17 protein-coding genes are annotated in these 23,901 nt (G+C 65.8%); 10 read left to right on the top strand and 7 right to left on the bottom strand.

Annotated features, from left to right (window positions below; genetic code table 11):
- Window positions 1–22 precede the first annotated feature (22 nt).
- From SH602x_RS09105 to SH602x_RS09095, 3 genes are all read left to right on the top strand, one after another.
- Window positions 23–634, top strand: a complete 612-nt coding sequence (locus SH602x_RS09105; protein WP_479476488.1) for a 5' nucleotidase, NT5C type — start codon at window positions 23–25, stop codon at window positions 632–634.
- A 263-nt stretch (window positions 635–897) separates the two neighbouring features.
- Entirely contained in the window at window positions 898–1,746 is an 849-nt protein-coding gene (locus tag SH602x_RS09100) for a sugar phosphate isomerase/epimerase family protein (RefSeq protein WP_479476487.1), read from the top strand.
- Between the two features lie 195 nt (window positions 1,747–1,941).
- Window positions 1,942–2,163 (top strand): hypothetical protein, encoded by a 222-nt coding sequence (locus SH602x_RS09095; RefSeq protein ID WP_479476486.1) that lies wholly within the window; start codon window positions 1,942–1,944, stop codon window positions 2,161–2,163.
- A 279-nt stretch (window positions 2,164–2,442) separates the two neighbouring features.
- Here the strand turns inward: SH602x_RS09095 and SH602x_RS09090 are convergent, their stop codons facing one another.
- Window positions 2,443–5,412: a hypothetical protein gene (locus SH602x_RS09090; protein ID WP_479476485.1), complete on the bottom strand. Its 2,970-nt coding sequence runs from the start codon at window positions 5,410–5,412 to the stop codon at window positions 2,443–2,445.
- A gap of 220 nt (window positions 5,413–5,632) precedes the next feature.
- A complete protein-coding gene (locus tag SH602x_RS09085; RefSeq protein WP_479476484.1) occupies window positions 5,633–6,088 on the bottom strand; it encodes a hypothetical protein in 456 nt (151 codons plus the stop codon).
- A gap of 239 nt (window positions 6,089–6,327) precedes the next feature.
- On the opposite strand from SH602x_RS09085, the gene SH602x_RS09080 reads away from it, so the two are divergent.
- Window positions 6,328–9,450: a [protein-PII] uridylyltransferase family protein gene (locus tag SH602x_RS09080; protein WP_479476483.1), complete on the top strand. Its 3,123-nt coding sequence runs from the start codon at window positions 6,328–6,330 to the stop codon at window positions 9,448–9,450.
- 594 nt (window positions 9,451–10,044) lie between these two features.
- Here SH602x_RS09080 and SH602x_RS09075 read toward each other — a convergent pair.
- Entirely contained in the window at window positions 10,045–11,076 is a 1,032-nt protein-coding gene (locus tag SH602x_RS09075) for an EAL domain-containing protein (protein ID WP_479476482.1), read from the bottom strand.
- On the opposite strand from SH602x_RS09075, the gene SH602x_RS09070 reads away from it, so the two are divergent.
- Together SH602x_RS09070 and SH602x_RS09065 are read left to right on the top strand one after the other, a co-directional pair.
- Entirely contained in the window at window positions 11,075–11,212 is a 138-nt protein-coding gene (locus SH602x_RS09070; protein WP_479476481.1) for a hypothetical protein, read from the top strand. The genes SH602x_RS09075 and SH602x_RS09070 overlap by 2 nt on opposite strands.
- Window positions 11,213–11,573: 361 nt before the next feature.
- Window positions 11,574–14,891: a TolC family protein gene (locus SH602x_RS09065; RefSeq protein ID WP_479476480.1), complete on the top strand. Its 3,318-nt coding sequence runs from the start codon at window positions 11,574–11,576 to the stop codon at window positions 14,889–14,891.
- Window positions 14,892–14,901: 10 nt separating this feature from the next.
- Here SH602x_RS09065 and SH602x_RS09060 read toward each other — a convergent pair whose 3' ends face one another.
- The gene (locus SH602x_RS09060) at window positions 14,902–15,498 is read right to left on the bottom strand and encodes a hypothetical protein (protein WP_479476479.1); all 597 of its coding nucleotides are present in this window, start codon (window positions 15,496–15,498) and stop codon (window positions 14,902–14,904) included.
- Between the two features lie 90 nt (window positions 15,499–15,588).
- On the opposite strand from SH602x_RS09060, the gene SH602x_RS09055 reads away from it, so the two are divergent.
- The 4 genes from SH602x_RS09055 (at window position 15,589) to SH602x_RS09040 (ending at window position 20,949) form a co-directional block, all read left to right on the top strand.
- Entirely contained in the window at window positions 15,589–16,476 is an 888-nt protein-coding gene (locus SH602x_RS09055) for an SUMF1/EgtB/PvdO family nonheme iron enzyme (RefSeq protein WP_479476478.1), read from the top strand.
- 370 nt (window positions 16,477–16,846) lie between these two features.
- Complete coding sequence (locus SH602x_RS09050) at window positions 16,847–18,742, top strand: efflux RND transporter periplasmic adaptor subunit (RefSeq protein ID WP_479476477.1); 1,896 nt, start codon at window positions 16,847–16,849, stop codon at window positions 18,740–18,742.
- A 21-nt stretch (window positions 18,743–18,763) separates the two neighbouring features.
- Entirely contained in the window at window positions 18,764–19,561 is a 798-nt protein-coding gene (locus SH602x_RS09045; protein ID WP_479476476.1) for an ABC transporter ATP-binding protein, read from the top strand.
- Between the two features lie 59 nt (window positions 19,562–19,620).
- Window positions 19,621–20,949: an ABC transporter permease gene (locus SH602x_RS09040; protein ID WP_479476475.1), complete on the top strand. Its 1,329-nt coding sequence runs from the start codon at window positions 19,621–19,623 to the stop codon at window positions 20,947–20,949.
- Between the two features lie 27 nt (window positions 20,950–20,976).
- On the opposite strand, the gene SH602x_RS09035 is transcribed toward SH602x_RS09040, so the two are convergent.
- The 3 genes from SH602x_RS09035 to SH602x_RS09025 form a co-directional block, all read right to left on the bottom strand.
- Window positions 20,977–21,210, bottom strand: a complete 234-nt coding sequence (locus tag SH602x_RS09035) for a hypothetical protein (RefSeq protein ID WP_479469081.1) — start codon at window positions 21,208–21,210, stop codon at window positions 20,977–20,979.
- 98 nt (window positions 21,211–21,308) lie between these two features.
- Window positions 21,309–22,835: a hypothetical protein gene (locus SH602x_RS09030; RefSeq protein WP_479476474.1), complete on the bottom strand. Its 1,527-nt coding sequence runs from the start codon at window positions 22,833–22,835 to the stop codon at window positions 21,309–21,311.
- Window positions 22,836–23,091: 256 nt separating this feature from the next.
- Window positions 23,092–23,652 (bottom strand): gluconolactonase, encoded by a 561-nt coding sequence (locus SH602x_RS09025; RefSeq protein WP_479476473.1) that lies wholly within the window; start codon window positions 23,650–23,652, stop codon window positions 23,092–23,094.
- Window positions 23,653–23,901 lie beyond the last annotated feature (249 nt).

The following is a 23,901-nucleotide window of genomic DNA, read 5'->3' as shown; positions in this document are numbered from 1 at the left end:
CGTCCCTGCGTGTCGGTGACCTATGACTTCGCATTCGAACGGCATCGTCCTGGGCGTCGATCTCGACGGCGTCTGCGCCGACTTCTACGGTCGCATGCGGGAGATCGCCGCGGAGTGGCTCGAACGTCCGCTGGACGAGCTGACGCCGGAGGTTTCGTACGGCCTGCCCGAGTGGGGCCTCGATCCCGCCGACCAGGAGGAGTATCGCAGCCTGCACCGGTTCGCCGTGACGGAGCGCGATCTGTTCAAGACGCTGCCCATGATCCCGGGCGCGCGGAGGGTCCTGCGGAAGCTTTCCGGAGAAGGCTATCGCATCCGCATCATCACGCACCGGCTGTTCATCGAGTTCTTCCACGAACTGGCGGTGTCGCAGACGATCCACTGGCTCGACTACCACGGCATCCCGTACTGGGACCTCTGCTTCATGAAGGCCAAGGACCAGGTCGGCGCCGACATCTACATCGAAGACACGCCCAGCAACGTGCTGGACCTGCGGGCGGAAAGTCTCTTCGCGATCTGCTTCGCCAACAGCACGAACCGCGACATCGCCGGACCCCGGGCCGAGAACTGGGACGAGGTCTACGCGCTCGTGACGGAACAGGCCGGCGTGATCCGCGCCAAGCACGGCCGCTGAGGGACAGAGTTCGTCGGTCCTCGTCTGTGTGCCATGCCCGCATCTCCGAAGGAAGGGCGGGCATGCCAAGGGCCGGCCGAACCTAACATGCCCACGCTGCTTCGCGACGTGGGCATGGCACACAGAGCGATCGAGCCAGACCTATAAGAACCGTCGGACGAGCGGCTGCTGAGACCTCGCCGGGGGATTGTTCGGCCCGCGGCAATCGCGAAGATGGACGCCTCCGCCTGGCTTCCGCTACCGCACCGCTTCGGAGTCGCGACATGAATAAGTGGCCGATCGGCGTCTTCACCAGCATCGACGCCGGCCTGGGCGTCCACCTGGACGTCGCTTCGCAACTGGGCGTTCCCACGATCCAGCTTCACGCCCCCCACCGTTCGACCCGCACGCCGGCCAAGGCGAAGGAATTTCTCGAGCGACTGAAGGGCCTCGATATCGAACTGACCTGCATCTTCGGCGGGTTCGAGGGCGAATCGTACGCCGACATCCCGACGGTGGAGAAGACCGTCGGACTCGTCCCCCAGGCGACCCGGGCCGAGCGTCTGGCGGAGATGAAGGAGATCGCCGACTTCGCGAAGGAACTGAACTGCACCGCGGTCGGCCTGCATATCGGCTTCGTACCCCACAACGCGCACAAGGAAGAGTTTCAGGGGACGGTCGAAGTCGCGCAGGATCTGCTCGACCACTGCAAGAAGAACGGCCAGAACGTCCATCTGGAGACGGGGCAGGAGACCGCAGAGGGCCTGTTGACGTTCATCCTGGCGACGAAGCGGGACAATCTGTTCGTCAACTTCGACCCGGCCAACATGATCCTGTACGGCACGGGCGAGCCGCTCGACGCGCTCAAGAAGGTCGGCAAGTACGTCCGGAGCGTCCATTGCAAGGACGCCAAATGGTCCAGCAAGCCGGGCGAGACGTGGGGTCAGGAAGTCCCCCTCGGCGAAGGCGACGTCGACATCGAAGCCTACCTTCGCACGCTCGACGAGATCGGCTATACCGGGCCGCTGACCATCGAACGCGAGATCCCGCAGGAAGCCGAACGCCAGAAGGCCGAGATCGGCCACGCCGCACTGCTGCTCAACGATTTGAAGCGAAAGCTCGGCGCGGCGTAGCGTTTTCGCGACCGCCGCTGCTTTCGTCGGGATCGCCCTATCGGCGAGATCTACGCCGACGCGTCGCCCAAGCTTTCCATCTCCGCCCGTCGGAGGGGCGGATGGAAATTGCACGGTGCGTCGGATCGCTTTCGGCCCGCCGTTCGCTCTCTATCCGATGATCGTCTTACCGTCATCGATCAGGGAGGCAGAACGGTGTATGCCATTTATCGTGATTCCCGCGACGCTCGACCGTTCATCCTGCGTCGCTTCGATTCCGACCGACAGCGTCCGCTAGGAAGCGAAGTCTATCGGGGCAGCGACCTGGGCGAGGTGCGATCGTTCCTCGCCGAGCGTTGCGAAACGCGGCTGGAAAATCACGACCGCGAGCCGCGGCATCCGCAGAGCCTCGTCGAACTCTGGGTCAAGCCGCGGTAGGCGCTGCGGTCTCGCGGGGCGACTTGCCCAAGGGCGGCGCCCCGCACGTGGCGAAACGCCGCGCCGTAGGGTGGTTCAAGACCCTACCCACTGGTCCGTCTATCGCTCGATGCTAGGTATGGGTGCCATGCCCACGTCGCGCAGCAGCGCGGGCCTGTTAGGTTCGGGCGGCCCTTTGCATGCCCACCCTGCCTTCGGCGATGTGGGCATGGCACAGAGAAGAGTCGACCCTGATGTCGACCGATCGACGAGCCACTTCGAGATGAGCGTCGTCGTCGCTCAGAACCGCACTTCCAGCGTCATCTGACGACCGGGCGGCATGTGGAACTTGACGCGACCGTCGTCGATCGAGACGGGCGAGCGGCGCTTTTCGGGATCCTCGGCGGACCAGGCGTCCTGAATCGGCAGGAAGCACGAGAGCGTCGGCTGTGACGCCTTCCCCTGCGTTTCCTGCAATCGCAGTCGCCAGCCGACGGTTCGATCCCCTTCGAAGACGGGATCGATCGCCTCGACCAGCACGTTGCGCGCATCGACATGCAGCAGCCAGGCGTGCGACGGTCCGCGCGGCTTGCCGTTCGCCGCGATCGAGAGCGGATTGTGCAATAGCGACAGCGCTTCGTTCGCGGTCGACGGGGGATCCAGGCAGACGCCCAGGCGGAACGAACGCCGGCTCTCGCCGCGACAGACCAGGATCGCGTCGAGCATGCGGAAGCCCTGCCGGCGATGGTACGGCAGGCCGCCCGTCAGGATCGCCGTGCGCGATCCGGAGGCGTCGTCGATCTCCAGGAACAGCGGAGCCTCGATCCGCTTCGAGCGGGTCTTCTCCCGTTGCCAGCCGACGTTGCGGAACAGGTCCGCCGCCTCGTTCGCCCACGCGAAGCGGGCCGCGTAATGCGAGTTCCACGGATCGGCCTTCGGGTCGACCCGCACGTCCAGATCGATATCGATCTGCAAGGTGCGGCTGCCGCGGATCGCGCGGTAACGCTGCTCGAACCGGGCGTGCAGATCGCCGCTCTTGTCCATCAGGCGACCGCGGGTGACGATCTCTCCGCAGACGGCGGACGCGCAGGTCACCTGCATCTCGTCCATCGCCATGATCGAGTATTCCGCCGCGTCTTCGGCGTCCGGGCGCAGGTTGGCGCCCTTGGTCTTTTTCGCCGGCAGACGCAGGCCGAGCTGCTGCGACATGCGGTTGCCGCGCTTCTCGTAGACGTGCAGCGACGTCAGCGAACCGCTGGTCGGACTGATCAGCGCCTCGAAGAACTCGTTTCGCAGGACGCCCTCTTCGGCCAGCGGCGTGCTGTCGCCGCGCGACTTGCCGGCGCCCGCGGTCGCGAAGACGAAGCCGGTCGACGGAACGTCGGCGACGACCTGCGTCTTTCCCTTCCATTCGCCGGCAGAGTAGATGGGGCGCTCGACCTCCGGCACGCCCTGCAGCGGCGTATCGAGCAATCCCACCCGACGCGCGAAGCTGAAGGGCTGCACCAGCAGCGCGCCAGCACGACCGTCAGCGGCCGCGGGCACGATCGAACCCGATAGTTCGCGCAGAGCTTCCCGTTCGACCGCTTCGATCTCGGCGTCGAGCGATTCCGGAGCCGGTTCGTCGATCTCCACCTTCGGCTCCGCGCTCTCGGCAGCTGGCGCGGGCGAAGCGTTCGACTCCTCTTCGGGAACGACCTCGATCTCGACCTCTTCTTCCACCGTCCGGGCGAGTTGCTTCTTTTCCGCCTGCGTGAAGGCTTCGAGCGTCTTCTCGCGGAGTTCGTCGACGCGCGCCGCGAGCGCGGGCCGCGTCCTGACGAGAGCGGCAGAGAGCGCGACCAGTCGCGAGACGCCTTCGATCCGGATCCAGCGACTCCACAAGCTGGCGACCGAGGAGAGCGGATCGACCCGGCGGCGAATGATCGCCTGCTTGAAGTAGGGCGACGTATAGCGTTCGCCGTCGAAGCGATCGACGTGGCCCGGCTCGCTCGTGCGGGCGAAGTAATCGGAGAGCGTGACGAACGACCCGAGCGCCCTGGTGTACTTCCCCGCGCGACGCAGATCCTCCATCCAGGGCGAGGCCTGATTGGGCCAGTGGGCGAACAGGAGCGTCGCGACGTGATCGGCGTCCATCGACTCGCCGAGCTTGCTGGCCAGGCGGAGGAACGTCTCGGGCAGCGACGCCTGGAGCGGCGTCCGCGCGATGGCGGAGATCGAGCGTCCGTCCTGCCCTTCCCAGCCGGTCTTCACCTGGCTGCCTTCCGGCGTCTTTCCTTCGTCGAACGCGATGTGCAGCGCCGACTTGTAGCCCAGATCGATCAGCGTCCCGGGGAGCGAAGGCCCGAGGCCGAAACGTCGTCGTCCGTAGGTCGCCGGCGCCCGACCGAGCAGCCGTTCGTACATCTCCCGTCCCGCGGCGAGCGCATAACGCGCCGCGCCGGGCGGAAGAAGCGGAAGCGGCAGCTCTTCGCCGTCTCCGCCCGCGAGATCGAGCTGATCCGACGCGACGGCCGTCTTCAGCAGCGCGAACGTCTCGGGCTCTTCCGCGGCGATCTTCTCCAGCGTCGCGCCGGAGAGGAGCAGGTTTCGCGGATCGTCGCGGCGCAGCTCCGCGCGGAGGCTTTCGCGCAGCGCGGTGTCCGCCGTCATGACGACTTCGATCAGGAACGCGTCGACCGGATAGTAGTGATCGCGTTCTTCGGCCAGCACGTCGAAGCACTTCTGCAGACGGTCCTTCGTCTCGTCGTCGCGACCTTCCACGAGCGCCTTGGCCGCGGAGACGACCTGATCGCGGAAGTAGGTCTCGTCGAGGTTGCTGGAATAGCGCATCTGCCGCGTGAGCAGTTGCACCATCAGGAAGCAGTAACCCAGCGCGTGAAAGTCCTGCACCCGATCCTGATCGAGCGCGTCCGGCCCCTGCTCGCTCGGCAGAATCTCCACGCCGGCGAGCGCCTCGGCAAGGATCGCTTCGCGGGAGGTCTTCTTGCGGATCAGTCGGGCGCCGGCCTCTTCGGCACGCTGGGCGAAGCCGGTGGGCAGGTCGTTCCCCGAGAGTTCCGGCACGAGGATCAGCCGGCCTTCGATTTCGGTCGGGGGATCGTCGATCCGCTTCCAGCGGGGCATATCGCCCGCGGCGGCGAGCAGCGACGGATGCCAGGCCGCGGTCCAGTTCGCGAGCAGGGCGTTGGCGTTCTCGCCCGTATGATGGGTCGGGAAGTCCTCCAGGCTGTGACAGGGGAGGAGGATCAGGATCGCTCGATATCGCATCCGCGCACGCAGCAGGAGGACGGGGGGAAGCCGTGATCCGGGCGCGCGCGGCGCCGCCGCCGGAAGCGGAACGGCATCTCCCCCTGAACCTTGGGGGCGCCATTCACGCCGAGCGCCGGCGAACTACCGAACGGTCCAGCTAACGACGTTCGGCCGGCGTTCATTGTGATCGCCGAGGGGCGCGCTCTCAAGCGGACGAGATGCGGCAGCGCGTCGACGCTCAGAACGCTCTCGCCGCGGCGCGTTCGGCCGGAGCTTCCGCCTGGTAGGGCAGAGGGGCGAGATAGCGCTCGTTCAGATACGACCAGGCGAAGAAGGCGTTGACGCTGAACAGGATCGTCGACAGCGTCAAGGCAGCGGCCTTTTCGACCGGCTCCCAGGCGCGGAGCGCGTCATCGCTCGCGACAGGGGCATGATAGACCGTCACGTGGGAGAGCAGGGCGCTGTAGCCGAAGCCGGCGATCGACAGCGCCAGCGAGAACGGAAGCATCGCCGGCGACGCGTAGGAGACGACCGTCAGAATCAGCATGGCGACCAGCATGCCGAAGCAGACGTATCCGCGACGCCAGAGGGGCACCTCGCTCCAGTCCGCCGGTTCGGGAGCCGCGTCGCGAACGCTACGCAGCGGGAGCGCTTCCGGTCCCGGCGCTTGGTAGGGATTCGACGATCGGTCCACGGCATTCCCCTCTCGAATCGCCCAGTTCGCAGGACGGGTCCTGCCAAGCGGCATTCTAGGCAGGCGTCGCTGCCGAAGCGAATCGCGATCACGACTATAATGAGGGTCGATCGTTCCGCCGCGCGATCCTCTCTCTCCTCGCGACGGCGCCGATATCGAGTCGTCCGCTCGACTTCCGACTCGTTGCTTCGGGCGCGACGACCTGTTCCCCGAGACCTGAGTTCCTGACGCGAAACGCGATGGATGTCCTGACGTTACGCGACCTTCTGGACCGACCGGTCGAGAGAGGCGACTGGTTCCGCTCTGCCGGCCTGCACGACGTCGAACGGGCGTCGCGGAATTTGGCCGGGATGGCGGAGGCGGGAATACCGCTCGATCTGCTGGCCGTGGTCGCCGATCAGCTTGCCGGGGCGCTGCCGCACGCGGGAGACGCCCAGCAGGCGCTCGACCGGCTCGAAACGTTCATCCGGAACGCGCGTTCGCCGCTGGCGCTGGCGGCGCTGTTCGAGCGCGATCCGACCGCCGTCGAAGAGTTCGTCTTCGTCTGCGGCGCCAGCGAGCGCCTGGGCGAGATCCTGGCGACCGATGCGGAAAGCTACGACCTGCTGCGCCTGACCGAGGGGCTGCCCGTCGCGCGGGAAGCGCTGATCGCCGACCTGGCGAGCGAAGTCGATGCGCTGCATGACGAGCGCGACGTCGCGGCGAGCCTGCGGCGCTTCGAACGACGCGAAACGCTTCGCATCGCGTACGGCGATCTGGTGCGAGGACTCCCGCAGCAGGTCGTCGCCCGGCAAAACGCTTACGTCGCCGATGCCGTCCTCGAAGGGGCGCTGCGTTCGGCCCGCCGGAAACTGGAAGCGTCCCGCGGCGTGCCCCGACTGCCGGACGGGCGCAGCGCCGGCTTCGTCGCGCTCGCGATGGGGAGCCTGGGGGGAAGCGAACTCGATTACTCCCAGGAGATCGAGCTGGTCTTTCTCTACGAAGGCGACGGCCAGACCGACGGTTCCCGCCGGACGTCGAACGCGGAATTCTTCGAACGGCTGGCAAGCGCCCTGCTCAAGCTGCTCGTCGAGCCGACCGAATTCGGCCAGGGCTATCGCGTCGATCTGCGTCAGCGACCGAACGGCATCGCCGGCCCGATCGTCCATTCCGTCGATCAGGCCTATCGCTATTACGACCTGCAAGGTCGGACTTGGGAACGACAGGCCTACGTCAAGGCGCGACCGGCAGCCGGCTCGATCGAGCTGGGCCAGGCGTTTCTCGCGCGACTGGAGCCGTGGATCTATCGCCGGTATCTTTCGCGCGCGGACATCTCCGGCATCAAGGCGCTCAAGCGGAAGATCGAGCTTCGCGCCGAGCGGGAGGGAGGAACGCCTCGCGATCCGATGCTCTGCCGCGGCGGCTCGCGCGACGTCGAGTATTCCGTGCAGTTCCTGCAGTTGCTCAACGGCGGCGAACTGGACGAGGTGCGCGGCACGAGCGTGCTCGAAGCGCTCGACGGTCTCGCGGAAACCGGCTGTCTGACCGATCAGGAGCGTTCGCAACTCGCCAGCGGTTACGACTTCCTGCGCACGGTCGCGCACCGCCTGCAACTGACGTTCGATCGCGAAACGAAGACGTTGCCGGAGGAGCCGGGCGAGCTGGCGCGCGTCGCCAAACTGGTCGGAATCCGCGGCGAGCAGGCGGACGTCGACGTCGATCGCTTCGAGGCCCGGTTCGCGCAGGCGACGACCACCAACCGCGAGATTCTCGACCGACTGCTGCGGGAAGCGTTCGCCGACGAGTCGCCGGTGGACCCTGCGGTCGATCTGGTGTTCGATCCGCATCCTGCCCCGGCGTTCGTCGAGCAGGCGCTCGCCCCGTACGGCTTCCGCGACGTTCCCGGCGCTTACGCGAACCTGATCGCCCTGGGTCACGAACGCAATCCGTTTCTCTCCACGCGTCGCTGCCGGCACTTTCTGGCCTCGATCGTGACGCCCCTGCTGGCGGCGATCGCGCGGTCGCCCGATCCGGACGCCACGCTGGTGAATCTGGCGCGCGTGAGCGAGTCGCTCGGCGGCAAGGGCGTGCTGTGGGAGCTGTTCAGCTTCAACGCCGCGACGCTGGAACTTTACGTGCGGCTCTGCGGATCGAGCGACTATCTCTCGGGCATTCTGACCAGCTCGCCCGGGATGATCGACGAGCTGCTCGATTCGCTCCTGCTCGACCGGTTGCCGACGCGCGAAGGCCTGCGACGCGAACTGGACGAACTGACGCGCAACGCCGAGGATCCCGAGCCGATCCTGCATAGCTTCAAGAACATGCACCACCTCAACGTCGGGGTGCGCGACGTGCTCGGCAAGGAAGACCTGCAGGCGACGCATCGGGCGCTGGCCGACGTCGCGGAGGTTTGCCTGGAGCGACTGATCGCGATCGAACGGCATCGGACCGAAGAGCGCCTGGGCGTGCCGACGATCGTCGACGAAGAGGGAGGCAGCCGACGCTGCGAGCTGTTCGTGCTGGGGCTCGGAAAGCTCGGCGCGCGGGAGCCGAACTATCACAGCGACCTCGACGTGCTGTTCCTGTACGAAGGGGACGGCACGACGCGGCATCGAAATCCGAGCCGCCAGACGACCAATCGCCACTTCTTCAGCGAACTGGCGCAGCGGATCGTCAAGGTCTGCAACGAGCGGAGCGCGTACGGTCGCCTGTTCGATCTCGACGCGCGGCATGGACCGGCAGGTCGCGAAGGGCCGCTCGCCGTTTCGCTGGAAGACTTCACGCGACACTTCGCGGAGGAGGGGGCCCCGCTGCGCGAGCGTCAGGCCCTGCTCAAGGCGCGCGTCATCGCCGGACCGCCGGAGTGGCGCCAGGGGGTCGCGATTCTCGTCGAAGAAGCGCTCCGCGGCGTCCCCTGGCGGAGAGAGTTCGCGGAGTCGATCCGCTCGCTCCGCTATCGCATGGAAGAGAACGCGACCGACCGCAATCTCAAACGCGGATCGGGCGGCACGGTCGACATCGAATTCGCTGTCCAGATGCTGCAGCTGAAGGCTGCGCAGGATCGGCCCGAGACGCTCGTGCCCGGAACGCTGGACGCGATCGAAGCGTTGCGATCGGCGGGCGCGCTCTCGGACGAACTGGCGACTTCGCTGGCGGAGAACTACCGCTTTCTGCGGAGGGTCGAGCTCTGCCTGCGGCTGATGAACGCCTCCGCTCGGCATGATCTGCCGCAGGACGAAGGCGAACTGAAACGCCTGGCTTACCTGCTGCGCGAACCGGACGAGATGGGCCTCGCCGCGCAGTGCGCGCGCGTACGCACGCAGAACCGCGAACTGTTCGAATCGATCTTCGCCGAAGAATGCGGCGAACGCGCGACAGCTTGATAGGGCAGATCGTCGCGTCGTCGTTGGCGGGTCGCTGACCCACCGGAAGAACTTATTCGCGCATGTGTGGCATGCCCACGTCGCGAAGCAGCGTGGGCATGTCAGGTTCGGGCGGCCCTTGGCATGCCCGCCCTGCATCCGGCGATGTGGGCATGGCACATCGCCGGCAATGCAAGTCCGCTCGCAGATCGGCTTCCGGAAAAGGTGGGTCAATGACCCACCCTACGAAGGGAGGTTACTGCGAAGGGGCTCGCCTGCTTCCGTTTCGCTTCCTCGATCGCTCGCTGGAGTGTTCGAAAAAAAGGGCGACGTCGCCTGGCAGGGGCGCTGTATGCGGTCGTCGTGGGCAAGTCAGGAGTCGAAGAGCCTAGGATTTCGACTGTGACACCTGGGCCGGCGCTTTATCCCCGCCAGAAGAACGATACGCGCAGAGTGGCGCAGAAGGCGACACTTTTCTTTTCGGGGCGACGGGATCGCACGATCGCGGCGAACATCTGAGCGGGGGGTGCGACCCCCCGAGTCCGGATCGAACGCCGAAGCAGAAAACACGGAGGGCTTACACCCCTCCGCTCGCCTGATAGACGAAGCGACGATTCAGGCCTTCTGCTCGAGCGTTTCCAGCAGGAACGAGTCGGCGGGGGCGGGGCGACCGAAGAGATAGCCCTGGATCAGGTCGAAGCCGAGTTCGACGCAAGCGTCGCTGTCGGCTCGCGTCTCGACCCCTTCGGCGAGCGGCGTCACGCCGAGTTCCTTCGTCATCGCGACGAGGCTCTTCAGCATCAGCCGCCGCGAAGCGGGCGCGTCGGCGATCCCCTGCACGAGCTTCATGTCGAATTTGAGATAGTCGGGCGGCACGTCGATCAGTTCGAGCAGCCGGGCCTGACCCGCGCCGAAATCGTCGTACGCGATGCCGATCGACAGGTCGAGCAGCGACTGACGGAGCGACCGCATCTCTTCCGGGCTGGTGACCGCGGATTCGTGGATCTCCAGCACCAGCGACATGTCCGGGAACTCGGCCCGCGCTTCGGAAAGCGACCGGACGAGCGACTTCACGTCGCGGAGTTCTTCCGGGTGCGTGTTGACGAAGAGCAGGAAGTTGGGCGCGAAGCGTTTGCCGGCCAGCAGCCCTTCTTCCCGGAAGATCCGGCTGAGCTGCGATTCCTGCTTGAGCTGCGCGGCGGCGTGGAACATGGCCTTCGGATTCTGAAGTCCGAAGAGCCGGCTGCGGCCGAGAATCTCGAACCCGATGACGCAGTTCGCCGTCGGGTTGACGATGGGCTGGAAGAAGGGGACGACCGCGCGATCCTTCATCAGGCGATCGAATTGCAGGTAGGCGAGCGCCTGGTCGCCGCCGTCATGCAGCAGCGTCCCCTGCTGGGTCGCAATGCGGGTGCGCGAGACGCGAAAGACCAGGTCGGCGAACTGCACCAGGTCGCCTTCGGCGACCGTGGATTCGCCGCGCAGTCGCGCGCCGTTGACGTAGGTGCCGTTCGTGCTGCCCAAATCGCGCAGCGTCAGCGCGCCCTGTTCTTCGACGAATTCGGCATGCTTGCCGGAGACGGCGGGACTGTGCAGTTGCAGCGAAACGTCGCTTCGTCGCCCGACCGCGAAGGGAAATCTCTCCATGGAGACTCGCACGCTCGGCTCTTCCGTGCCGAGTTGCCCCTCGAGCGACCAGACGCCGGTCGCGGACTTCGCAGAAAAGGTGATCGCCGACATCGCCCAGCCGCCTGTGCTGTTTCTTGCGGTTCCGGCCAAGTGAGCCCCTGCGGAACGTAGGCAAACCTAGAACGTCCGCAGGCAGGAGACGACAGTTCGATCGTTTCCGCGCACCGGATTTCGGCTGGGCAGACCCCCCTTAAGCCGGAAGACGCCGGTCGTAGCGGACGTGACGGGATCCGATGGCCTGCGAGGCGACGCGCGGACCTTGTGATTCGTCGCTTCTCTTGACCCCGGAGCGCCAGTCTCCGAAGGAGCGTTCGGCAAAATCCGGAGAATCTCGTCCGTCGGCATGATCGCTAAAGTCGGCGCCGCCGGAACGTCGAAGCCTATCGAGTAACGGCGCCAGAGGTCCGCGCGCCGACTCGACCGCCGTCGGAACGAGTCCGAACGTGGCTAGATCGATGAAGATTTTCTGCAGAGCCGGCGCCTCTTCGGCCGAGGGCTCCGCCTCGACGAGCCGCGCCACCTCGCGAACGCTCCGACTGGCGTTTCGTGCGCTGCGCCACGCCGTTCGTCCGGCGCTGTCAGGGCTCTGCATCGCGATGACGCTGGCAGGCGGCTGCGGACGGGCGTACTACCGCGAACAGGCGGACGCCGATGCGGCCTATCTGACCGCCGAGAAGAAGATCAGTCCGCACTTTCCGCTGGTGAAGAGCTCGATCGCGATCAGTCCCCGGTCGCGCATGTTCGACCCGTTCGATCCCGATCATCCGCCCCTTCCGCCGGACGATCCCTTCGCTCACATGTACATGAATGAGGTGGACGGGAAGAAGGGCTACCCCCACTGGAACGACTGGGGCCAGTCGCGCGTCGTCGAGAATCCGTACTGGCTCGCCTGTCTGCCGACGGACGAGGAAGGGTGCGTCGTGCTCACGGCGGACAAGTCCGTCGAGCTGGCGCTGCTCCATTCGCCGGACTACCAGGAAGCCCTGGAAGATTTGTACCTGTCCGCGCTCGACGTGAGCTTCGAACGGTTTCTGTTCGACTCGCAGTTCTACGCCGGCGTGGAGACCTTCTTCACGTCCGACGGCCCGCTGCGACAGGGGGCGAACGGCGAGTCGTCCAGCACGCTGGCGGTCAACGCCTACTCCACCGGCCAGCGCCCGTTCTCGATGCAGAAGCAGTTCGCCGCCGGCGGTACGCTGGTCGTCGGGCTCGCCAACTCGCTGATGTGGGAGTTCTCCGGGCCTGATACGCAGTCGGCGTTTACGGTCCTCGACTTCTCGCTGATCCAGCCCCTGCTGAAGAACGGCGGGCGCGAACGCGTGCTGGAACGCCTCACCCTGGCCGAGCGCACGCTGCTGGGCAACGTCCGGCAGATGGAGCGCTTTCGCCGGGGCTTCTACGTCGAGATCGTCACCGGTCGCGACTCGGGCAGCGCACCCAGTCGTCTCGGCGGCGTCTTCGGCGGAGCCGGTCTCTCAGGCTTCTCCGGCGTAGGCGGCGGCTTCGGCAATCTCGGCGGCGGCGGAGGAGGCGGCGGTCTCGCAGGCGGCGGAGGAGCGGGCGCCGCGTCCGCAGGCGGGTATCTCGGACTGCTGCAGCAGCAGCAGGAGATCCGCAATCTCGAAGCCAACCTCGCCCGGCTGCGAGTCAATCTGTACGAACTGAAGGAGTTCCGCGACGCCAGCGAAATCAAGATCGGCGCCGATCCCGCGGCAGAGGCCGAAGATGTGGTGCTCGGTCTGGCTCAGGAGCAACTCCAGGTTTCGCAGGCGCAGCAGGCGGTGTTCGAAGCCGAAGGTCAGCTCCTGAACTCGGTCGTCTCGTATCAGAACCAGCTCGACAGCTTCAAGACGACGCTCGGTCTTCCCCCTTCGCTCTGCGTGAAGATCGAAGACCCGATGCTCGATCCGTTCTATCTGCAGGACGTTTCGATCCTGCCCGAACTGGGCCAGGTTTCCGACGGGCTGACCGAGATCCGCGACGTGCGGGACTCGTCGCGTAACTTGCGCAACCAGGCCCGGCAGGCGCTCTTCGCGGCGTACGGAGCGCGAGCGCGTCGCGAGGCGGCGCCGGATGCGCCTTTGAACGACGCGCCTGAGAACGTCGACCCGGCGGCGCCGGTTCCGCCGATCGACGGAGATCTGCCCGCGCCGCCCGCGGTACTGGAAGAACTGGCGGAACCTGCCGCCCCGGCAGGAGCGCCCGATCGCGAAGCCATCGAAGCGACCGACGAGCAGATCGCGGCCAACCTCTCCGCGGCGATCGCGCCGTACGTTCGGCAACTCGATCTGGAACTGGGAAGCCTGATGACGTTCGACTTCCTCGCGCTCTCCGAACGTCTGGAGAAACGCGAGCCGGAGGTCTACGAACGGCTGCGCGCCAGCATGGCCGACGTCCGGGAACGCGTTCCCCACTGGCGGGAGGGTCTGACCGACGCGAACGTCGAAAAGGAGACGCTCTTCTATCTGAAGTCGCAGGCCGAACTCGGTCGTCTGGGGCGCTCCGTTTCGGAGGCCGTCGACGCCGAACTGAACCGCCGCGGACTGATGGACGAATACACGTCGCGACCCGACCGGATGAAGTCGCTGTTCGGGGAAATCGACGTCGCGATGGCGCCCCTTTCGGGTTCGGTTCGCCTGTGGTGGGACGCCGTCAACGGCGAAGCGCTCGAAGCGACGCGGCAGATGACCTCCACGGTGCCGGACCTGCGGGAGATCGAGATCGACGATCGCACGGCGCTGGAGATCGCACAGTTTTACCGACGCGACTGGATGAACGCCCGGGCGAGTCTGGTCGATACGTGGCGTCTGATCTGGTTCAACGCCGATCAGCTTCAGGCCGGCCTGGACCTGGTCCTGCAGGGCGACGTGCAGAACGTCGGGGACAACCCGATCAACTTCAACAAGAGCACGGGCCGCATTCGTGCGGGCTTCCAGTTCGACGCGCCGCTGACCCGGCTCGGCGAGCGGAACACCTACCGCCAGTCGCTGATCGAGTACCAGCAGGCAAGGCGGAGCTACTACCAGTACGTCGACGGCGTGTCGCAGACGCTGCGTACGGAGCTGCGCACGATCGAGGCGAACAAGATCAACTACGAGATCCGCAAGCAGGCCGTGCTGAACGCGATCGAACAGATCGACGTGAACGAACTACTGCAGCAGCGGCGGCGGATCACCAACACCCTGACCGGACCGACCGCGGCTCGCGACGCCGTCCAGGCGCTCGCCGACTTGCAGCGTTCGCTGGACGACTTCCTGTCGGTGAAGGTGAATTACGAAGTGCTGAGGATGTCGCTGGACTTCGACCTGGGGACGATGGAGCTGACGCCTGACGGTCTCTGGATCGATCCGGGTCCGATCACGCCGGAGAACATGTACTCCGTGCCGATCTACCCCGATTGTCCGCTGCCCGATCCGCCGGACATTCTGCTGCTGCCGCCGAACAGTCAGCCGGCGACGGACCTCGGCCCCGATGCGGAGGAAGCGGTCGACCCGTCACGGCGGAATGCCGCCGAGACGCTGCCGCCGGCGGGACCCAACGGTCCCGTGCCGCCCGGCGTCGGGCCGAACGGTAGCGGCGCCAACCGGCCGATGCGTCTTCCCTCGCCGCCGGCGCCTGGAGACGCGCCGGGCCCGGGCGCCAGCGCAGCGAACGCGTCGATGTTCGAGCAACTGTGGGGACAGGAGTATCGCGAGGCTGCGGTTCCCGACCCGCACTCTCGTTACGGCGCCCACACGACCGAGCTTCATCCGCCGCGGAATCTGCGGCGGTAGGGGGCTACGTTCAGAAGTTGAAGTAGTAGTCGATGTAGATCATCCGACGCCCGGGGTCATAGGCGATGCGAGAATGTTCGCCTTCATCTCCGTTGCGTCCCGAGAGGGGCAGAAGCTCGACGCCTGGATGATTCAGATCGGGCGCCCACTCAGGAAGTTCGCGTCGCACTCGCTCCCAGCTTTCGCGGGTCGATTCGATCGTCTCCGAATCGCCGCCGGCGTACTGCCGCTTCAGATGTTCCCATGTTTCCGGTGTATACCGCAGTCGAGCGTAGGCGGCATCGTTGAACATCGAGTCGGTTGCAAAGACTTCCATGCCGTCGACGTCGAGCCCCGCTTTCTGCCATCGCTCGTGGTTGACGTGCAGGTAGTACGGCCACTCCTCCGGCGGGACCTCGCCCGGTGGTTGCGACAGGTCGTACCAGGCATACGCGAAGCAGCCGACAGGGCTGAGAACGATGGCAACCGCGACCACGACCGTCGCCGCGCACCCGTAGGAACGGTAGTCTCGCTGGAACGGCTGGGGCTTCGCCGCCGGTACGTCGAACGATCCGAGCGGCTCTCCTGAGCGTTCGGCGGCGGGCTTCTCCGGCGGGAGGTCCTTCATTGGCTCGCCTTTCCGTCTCGATTAACCTGGCGAAGCGACTCCTTCTATTGTGCTGCGTGTCCCCTTCCCCGCCGAGCGGAAAGCGCCGACATGGCGAAACCGATCGTCGAACTCGACTTCGTCGACTGGGAGCCGCTGCACCTGCGGTTCGTGCCGACGACGGAGTTCGCTGACCCGGAGTCGCTGGCCGCGCACGTCAGGACGTGGTTCGAAGAGAACGCCGCGAAGCCGCGTGCCGACTGCGACGTGCGTCATTTCGACGTGGGCGCGACGACCTCTGCCGGGGTCGCAGCGATCGGCGAACTGCTGACGCGAAAGGCCGTTCGCCGACTGGTCGATTCGGCGGCTCGCAAGTTCCCTGAGCTCGACCGGGTCGAACTGGGGGAGCGCATCGAAGGCGCGGCCGGCGGACTCTCCTTCGACTGGCTGACGCTGCCGGATGCTCGGGTTCCGGCGAACGCGAATCCGCCGATCGAGCGCTTCGCGATCTCGGCAGCCGCGGTGACGATCGGACAGTTCGAAGAGTTCATGCAGGCGACCGGCCACGTTCCGATGGCCGATCGGCTGGAGAACCAGCCCGGCTATCTGCTCGTCAACTTTCGCTTGAACTTCGGCAAGAGTCCGAAGATCCCCCTGTTCGGCGTGACCTACGACGACGCGGTCGCGTATTGCGAGTGGGCCGGACTGCGTCTGCCGACGGAGCCGGAACTCGACCTGTTCTTCCTCACGATGTGTTCGCTGGAGCGGAAGTTCGGCTGGACCGGCGAATGCTGGTCCTCGACGTCCGATGAAGAGGACCATTTCCTGATCCGGCATGGGCCCTATCGGAGGGAGTCGCTAAGCGATCCTGCGGAGCGCTATCGCAAACGTTTCCACCGGCATCAGTACGAGATGCTGGAGGCGCCCTGCTTCCGAGTGGCCCGTTCGCTTCCCCATCGGGGCAAAATCGCCGTAACTTTGTCGTGCGCTAACGGTTGAATCGGGAGGGGGGAGATCTGCGCTTCGCCGAATGGCGTCCGGAATCGTCGGAAGCCGAGAAACGCCGTGACTTTCGGTCATTTCGCGGATACGATGAGTCGGCATGGCGCAGGGGCGGGGATCCCTGTCCTGCGCCGCATTCCTGCCTCCTGATTCGTCGGAAGAGGGTCCGCCCCAAGCGGGTTTTCTTCCGCGTCGAAATCTCCCGCCCGACACGTCCGATCTGCTCGTCCGAGTGACGCCGTCGATCCTGCTGCGGGCATTGAATGCCGGGAAGCAGGCCCGCCGCATCCAGCGACGGAGATCGGAAGAAGCCTCTTCCTGCCGAACGCGGTTTCGCGTTCCGACCGAACGATTCGCAGAGGCCGCGATGAACGCCAGTCCCTCCCGTTCCAACCGACTTCCTTCCGGACGCCGCGGAGCGATGCGCCTGATCCTGGTATTGGTCGTCGCCGTGGCGATCGCCGGCGTCCTGGGGACGCTCTGGTATCGCAATGCGACCGCCGGGCCCGTGATCCCCAAGGACGCGATCTTCAGCGAGGTGACCGTCGGTCCCTTCGTGCATAGCGTCATGGCCGAAGGCACGACGGAAAGTTCCAACAACGTCGAAATCGAGTGCCACGTCTCCTCCCGCAACACGGCCTCTTCCGGGACGGCCATTCTCTGGGTCATCCCGGAGTCGACGCTGGTGGAGGAGGGGGACGTCGTCGTGAAGCTGGACGCCTCCGCGCTGGAGGTCGAACGCGATACGCAGAAGATCGCCTGCAATACGAGTCACGCCCTGAAGGAGCAGGCCAAGAACACCTACGAAGCGGCGATCGAGGCCAAACGCGAATACATGGAAGGGACGTACGAGCAGGAGCGGAAGCTGATCCTGAACGAGTTGTTCCTGGCCGAAGAAAAGCTCCGCCGGGCGAAGCTGTCGTACGACTCGGGCGTCGACCTGGTGGCCAAGAGTCTCGTGACGGAATTGCAGCTCGAAGGCGATCTCGTCACGCTCGAAAAGGCGCAGAACGAAGTCGACCTCGCCGAACTGAAGCTGCGCGTGCTGGACGATCTGACCAAGGAGAAGCAGCGGATCACGCTCGACAGCGCCGTCGCCACCGCCAAGGCGCAGTGGGGCGCCGAGGAGGAGAGCTACGCCCTGGAACTGAAGAAGCTCAGCGATCTCGAAGAGCAGATACGCAATTGCGAGATCAAGACGCCCTCCAAGGGGCAGATCGTCTACGCCAACGATTACGACTTCCGCGGCAACACGGAATTCGTCGTCGCGGCAGGCGCCCTCGTCCGCGAGGGACAGACCATCCTGCGGATTCCCGATCCGGACCGCATGCAGGTGAAGTCGATGGTCAACGAATCGCAGGTCGGTCTCGTCGACGCGGGCATGCCGGTCACCATCCAGCTGCGGGCGCTGGGCGGCGTGGAGATCGCGGGCGAAGTGAATCACGTCAACACCTACCACGAACCGCTCGGCTGGTCGCGCAGCACCAAGGAATACGCGACGATCGTCGAGGTGAAGGACAATTCCAATCCGATCCGCGCGGGGCTCACGGCTTCCTGCGAGATCGTCGTGAAACGCATCCCGAACGCGGTGCAGATCCCCGTCCAGGCGGTGACCGATCATGGCGGCAAGCGGTACTGCCTGGTCCGCAACGGCGACTCGATGGAGACGCGGGAGATCGAGGTCAGCGCCAGCAACGACGTGAAGATGGTCGTCGCCTCCGACAACCTGAAGCCGGGCGAGGAAGTCGTCCTCAACCCGCGTCGCTACGACGAGTTCCTTGAACTGCCGGTGCTGGCGCCCGAGGAAGAGCTCGCCCAGGACGATGACGACGGCCCCGTCGCTGCCGCGGGATCGGCGCCCGCCGACGGCGCTCCCGCCGGAACGGTCGCCGCAGGTCGAGGACCCGGCGCAGGCGCACCCGGACAAGTAGCTGGCGGTCCAGGCGGCCCGGGAGCAGGGAGCCCCGGCGGTGGGGGACACAACCCTGCCGAGATGCTGAAGCGTCTGGACACGAACGGCGACGGTTCGCTTTCGAAAGAAGAGCTGGCGAGCGTTCCCGAACAGTTCCGCACGCGACTGACGGCGCTCGACAAGAACGGCGACGGAACCGTCAGCGCCGACGAACTTCGCGCCATGCCTACGGGCGGACCTCCGGGAGCGGGCGGCCCTGGCGGACCAGGAGCAGTCGGCGGCGGACCTCCCGGCGCGGGCGGTCCTGGACCAGGCGCGCCTGCCGGCGGCAGTGCGGCGGTCGGAAGCTGAGCCGAAAGGGTACGCACCGCCATGAGCGCAACGAAGGCTTACACGCCGCCTCGACCCGATTCCGCCGGACAGACCGCGCCGGCCGCGGCGCCGGATGTCGCCGTCCGCATCGAGGAACTGAGCAAGGTCTATGCTCTGAAGGGGGAGACGGTCCACGCGCTTCGCGGCGTCTCATTCGAGGTCCCCCGGGGCGACTACATCGCGATCATGGGCCCCTCGGGTTCGGGCAAGAGCACGCTGCTGAACCTGCTGGCCTGCCTCGACCGGCCCTCTTCCGGCAGGTACTGGCTCGGCGGAGACGACGTCTCCCGAATGAACGATGACGAACTCTCCACCGTCAGGGCGTCGCGCATCGGGATCATCTTCCAGTCGTACAACCTGATCCAGCAGCTCACGGTGCTGGAGAACATCGAAGTCCCGCTGCACTATCTGGGACGCCTCAACCGCAACACGCGCGAGCGCTGCCGCGAACTGGCGGAACGCGTCGGCCTGGGCTCGCGACTGGGCCATCGACCCAATCAACTCTCCGGCGGTCAGCAGCAGCGCGTCGCCATCGCGAGGTCGCTGGTCAACGATCCGCAGTTCGTGCTCGCCGACGAAGCGACGGGCAATCTCGATTCGCATACGACGGCGGAGATCCTGGCGCTCTTCGAAGAGTTGAACCAGGAAGGCCGCACGCTGATCCTCGTGACGCACGAAGACGACGTCGCCCAGCATGCGAAACGCGTCCTGCGGCTGCGCGACGGGAATCTGCAGTTCGATCACGCGACCGAGAACCGCATCGTCGCCGTTCCCCCTCCCCCGCCCGCGGTCGGTTGATTCTTCCGCTGCTGCGCTCGTTCGTTTTCCTGTTCTGATCGTCCGAGACCCTGCTCGCCGTGTTTCGCACCTGGCTGCTCGCCCTGAAGAGCCTCACGCTCCACCCGATGCGATCGTTGCTGACGATCCTGGGCATCTTCATCGGCGTGGCGAGCGTGATCTGGCTGCTGGCGATCGGCGAAGGAATCAGCATCGAGGCCCAGCGTCAGATCCAGGGGCTCGGCGCCACGAATATCATCGTGAGGTCGGTCAAGCCGCCCCGCGAGAAGCAGACGAACAGCGCCGGCGGCGGGCCCGTTCCCTACGGGCTGACGCGGTCGGATTACCAGATGCTGATCGACAGCGTCCCGACGGTGGTGAGTTCTCTCCGCCTGCGGGAGATGCGCGCCACGTTCTTTCACGAACGCTGGAGCATGGACGGACGCCTCGTCGGCTGCTCGCCTGAGTACGACGAGATGCTCGGCCTGCAAATGGATCGCGGACGGTTTCTCACGCAGCAGGATCTCGACGATACGGCCAGTTACTGCGTCCTGGCCGATCGCGTGGCGGAAGAACTGTTCCCGGGACAGAACCCGATCGGGCAGCTCGTGCAGGTCTCGCAGGGCGAGGACTTCTACAAGGTCGTCGGCGTCTGCAAGCATCGCGAAGGGACGGCGGCCATCGGCGGATCGCTCGAGGCGCAGGAGTTCTCCCGCGATATCTACATTCCGCTGACCACGCTGCAGGCCCGCATCGGCGACTTCGTACAGTACCGCACGTCGAGCAGCCGCGAAGGAGAGATCCTGCAACTCTCGCAGATCACGCTCAAGGTCGGCAGCGTGGAAGAGGTGGAGCCGACGGCGGATCTCGTCAAGACGATCCTCAAGAACCACGACTACATGGAGGACGTCGGCATTACGGTGCCGCTGGAGCTGCTGCGTCAGGCCGAGGCGACGCGGCTGATGTTCATGCTGTTCATGGGCCTGATCGCCGCGATTTCGCTGCTGGTCGGCGGCATCGGGATCATGAACATCATGCTCGCCACGGTGACCGAGCGGACGCGGGAGATCGGCATCCGCCGGGCCCTGGGCGCCAAGCGGTTCGACATCGTCTACCAGTTCCTAGTGGAGACGACGCTGCTCTCGGTCGTCGGCGGCCTGACCGGCATCCTGATCGGCGTGATCTGCCCCTGGGTGGTCTGGTTCATTCGCGACGTGCTGGTGCAGAACTGGAACGAGGAGTTCTACAAGAGCCTGCCCGAGACGTTCCGCATCGTGAACCCGGTGCTGGTTCCGCTGAGCATTCCGCTGGCCTTCGGCATCGCCGTCGCGGTCGGCGTCGTCTTCGGTCTCTACCCCGCCATCCGCGCCGCCCGCATGGATCCGATCGAAGCGTTGCGGCACGAGTAGGGACGCGGACAGTCTGCTCCGAATCGCTCACTCCGCGGTCGTCGATTCATCGAACGGAACCCGAACGGGGTCTTCGTTCGCCCGGCAGACTTCCTCCTCCGTCGGAAACCGGCGGCGAGGCAGACTTACGTACGTGCGACCGTCCGCGGCTTCGCGACGACGGATGTCGGCCATGATGGCGGACAGATCGTTGTCGAACTTCGCGGCCAGCGCCCTTCGTATGGCTCGAATCTCTTCGACGATCGGATCGACTCCGTCCATACGCCGGCCTTCGCTCGGTCCGCCGAATCGTTCTGCCTCGGGGGACTGACGCCCCCCGCTCGCCGCTTCGGGAAAGAGCGAATCTTCCGATTGCGGGATCACCCCGTCCCCAGCCCCCGATCGTAGTTATCCAGATCCCGGGCGAAGAGACGCAGCTCGCTTTCGAACGTCTCGGGCGCGATCTTCCAGCGGGGCTGATCGGCGGTGTACTGCTTGCAGTGGGTTTCCAGCATGCGGAACAGAAACTTGAACATGTGCCGCGGCACGCGCAGGCTGCGGAGCGACTCGACCAGCCGTTCGCGACTCATCCGTTCGTCGAACAGATCCTTCAGCGTCACCTGCGTCCCGTCGGAGGCGCACGCCTTCAGCCGGGCGTCTGCGACGTCGTACAGCGCTTCGCCGGTCCAGTAGAACGACGGGATCATGTTCTGCTTGTCGAGGCGGGCCCGCTGATAGAACTCGCGGTCCTCGCGTTCGAGAAACTGCGACAGCTCCTTGGGGAGCATCATCTTCACGCCCAGGCCTTCGTGCCGGAGCAGCTTGTTGTCGAGCAGGGGCCAGACCAGGGCCTTCATCCGCTCGGGCTTGCCGTTGACGATCTCGGGCTCGTCGACGCGGTCCATGATCACGACGATGCCGGGGAAGCCGAGCGTCTTGAACACGCTCTGAAGCTTTTCCAGCATCGCGTAACGATCGTCGTTCCGGTCGGCGCCCGGCAGCGGCTGCTTCTGGATTTCCGACTGCGGGAAGGAGGCGAAGATCCGACGCAGCGCGGGCGGATCGTACTTGCCCACGCGGACGCTGCGCATCAGCGCGCGGCTCGTCCGCCAGGCCTTCCAGTAGATCAGCCCCTGCCAGATCCACCCTGCCCCGACGAAGGCCGCGATGCCGAGGATCCCGAAGATGAGGTACCAGACCGATTCTTTCAGCGGCTCGAACCAGCCGTTCGACAGGGCCATGACGACCAGTACGATCGCCGCGACGCTCCAGACGGCCCCGACGATCGTCGGAATCCAACTCGGCCAGAGCGAGTAGCCGAGTTTGCCGGCCAGACGCGTCCAGCGTTTGTACTGCGTCTCGCCCGTGCTCCGGTCGTAGCAGGCCGCGAGCAGGAGAAAGTCGCGGGCCTGGTAACGATCGAGATCCGACAGCGCCTCGGGGCGAATGCGCGAGCCCGATTCCCGGCTGACGTGCTTCGCCTCCAGCACCTGATCGACGGCCTCGGTCGTCGCCAGGTAGAGGATGCTGTCCATGTGGTCCCACAGGCCCCAGCGCTCCAGCGCCTTCTCCGGCTTCCAGCGCTGCGGGAAGCGGGTGCGGAACTGTTCCAGGAACGGATTGAAGTCGTCGTACTGGACGATGAAGCTGCGCGCGTCGGGCCGCTTCTGGTTGTGCTCTTCCAGGCGGCGGACGATCTGCATCCGCATCGCCGTCTTTCCGGCGCCCTTTTCGCCGAACACGATCGACGTCGACGGCTCCCGCGGATCGCCGAAGACCTTGTCCCAGGCGGGGTGGAAGTTGCTGTCGATGCAGTAGTCCTTGAAGACCGGGTCGGTCTGGGCGTCCTCGTCCGAAAACGGGTTGCGGTGAATGCCGTAGTGGTCGAAGAACTGCTGCGGAATCATGTCGCTCTCTCAGCGGCGCATCGGACATGCGGCGTCGGAACCAGCCGAACGGGCCGCCGGGAGGCGTCCAAAGGAATGGACGACGCCCTCGGTAAATATAGCCGAGCTTTCCCGATTCGGCGCCCTGTGCGGGCGGACCCTCGGTTCGATCGCTCCGATTCCGCAGGCGGCAACGAAAAAGCCGACGCTGCGGAGAGCGTCGGCTTCGTCGAACTCAAGAACGCGGCCTGCGGCGAAGCGAGTTCGCCGGGCGCGATCACTTCACCTTCACGTCCTTCATCATCTTCTTGAAGGCTTCGGCCTGGGCTTCGATCGTCTTGGCGGGGCCGTACATCTTGATGAAGTAGTCGCCGTTTTCCTTCGTGCTGACGATGCCGGCGATCATGCGGTAGTTCTCCTTCGACACCGCGGGGGCGAAGGGGCCCAACTGATCCTTGTACGTGCCGGAGATGTCGACCACGATCACTTCGGCGTCGCCGACGGTCGATTTGTCCTGGAACGTCTTTTCCGCGGTGGCCGAGCCGTCCGGCTGGCTGAACTGTCCGATCCAGCGGTCGACGTTCGCCTTCACCCCGCCGCCCGCGCCCATGACGGTCACGCGGGCGCCGCCTGCATCGCCTTCCGCCGCGGGGGCGAGGTATTCGTACTCGACGATGTTGGTTTTCGGCTGCTTCTTCTCCCACGCTTCGGGGGCGACGAGCGTCACCTTGCCGTCGGCAAGCGCGATCGTCTTGTCGTCCTCCGCGGCGCGGGCGGTCAGGCCCGCGAAGGCGAACGAGCAGAGGCAGGCGAATGACAGGGCGGCGACGCGAAGCATCGATCGAACTCCGGGAGAATCGGCAGGACGCGACCTTCGTCGCGCGGGAAGAGACCTCGGTCGAACGCAGCCGCGACCGGTGCGTTCCGACCCTGCCATCTTACCTTCCTGCATCCGCCGATGCAGCGCTTACGGGCGCAGCGGTCGTCCGCCGGAGGCGCGAACCTCGGCCGCGCTCGGGGCATCTAGATCTTCGCTCGACGGAACCGGTCGCGACGCAGGTCGCAGGGGTTCGGAACGACGCCGCGG

This window comes from Lignipirellula cremea, assembly GCF_056501455.1.
The sequence above is the reverse complement of the archived record's forward strand: the minus strand, read 5'-3'. Positions and strand labels throughout refer to the sequence as shown.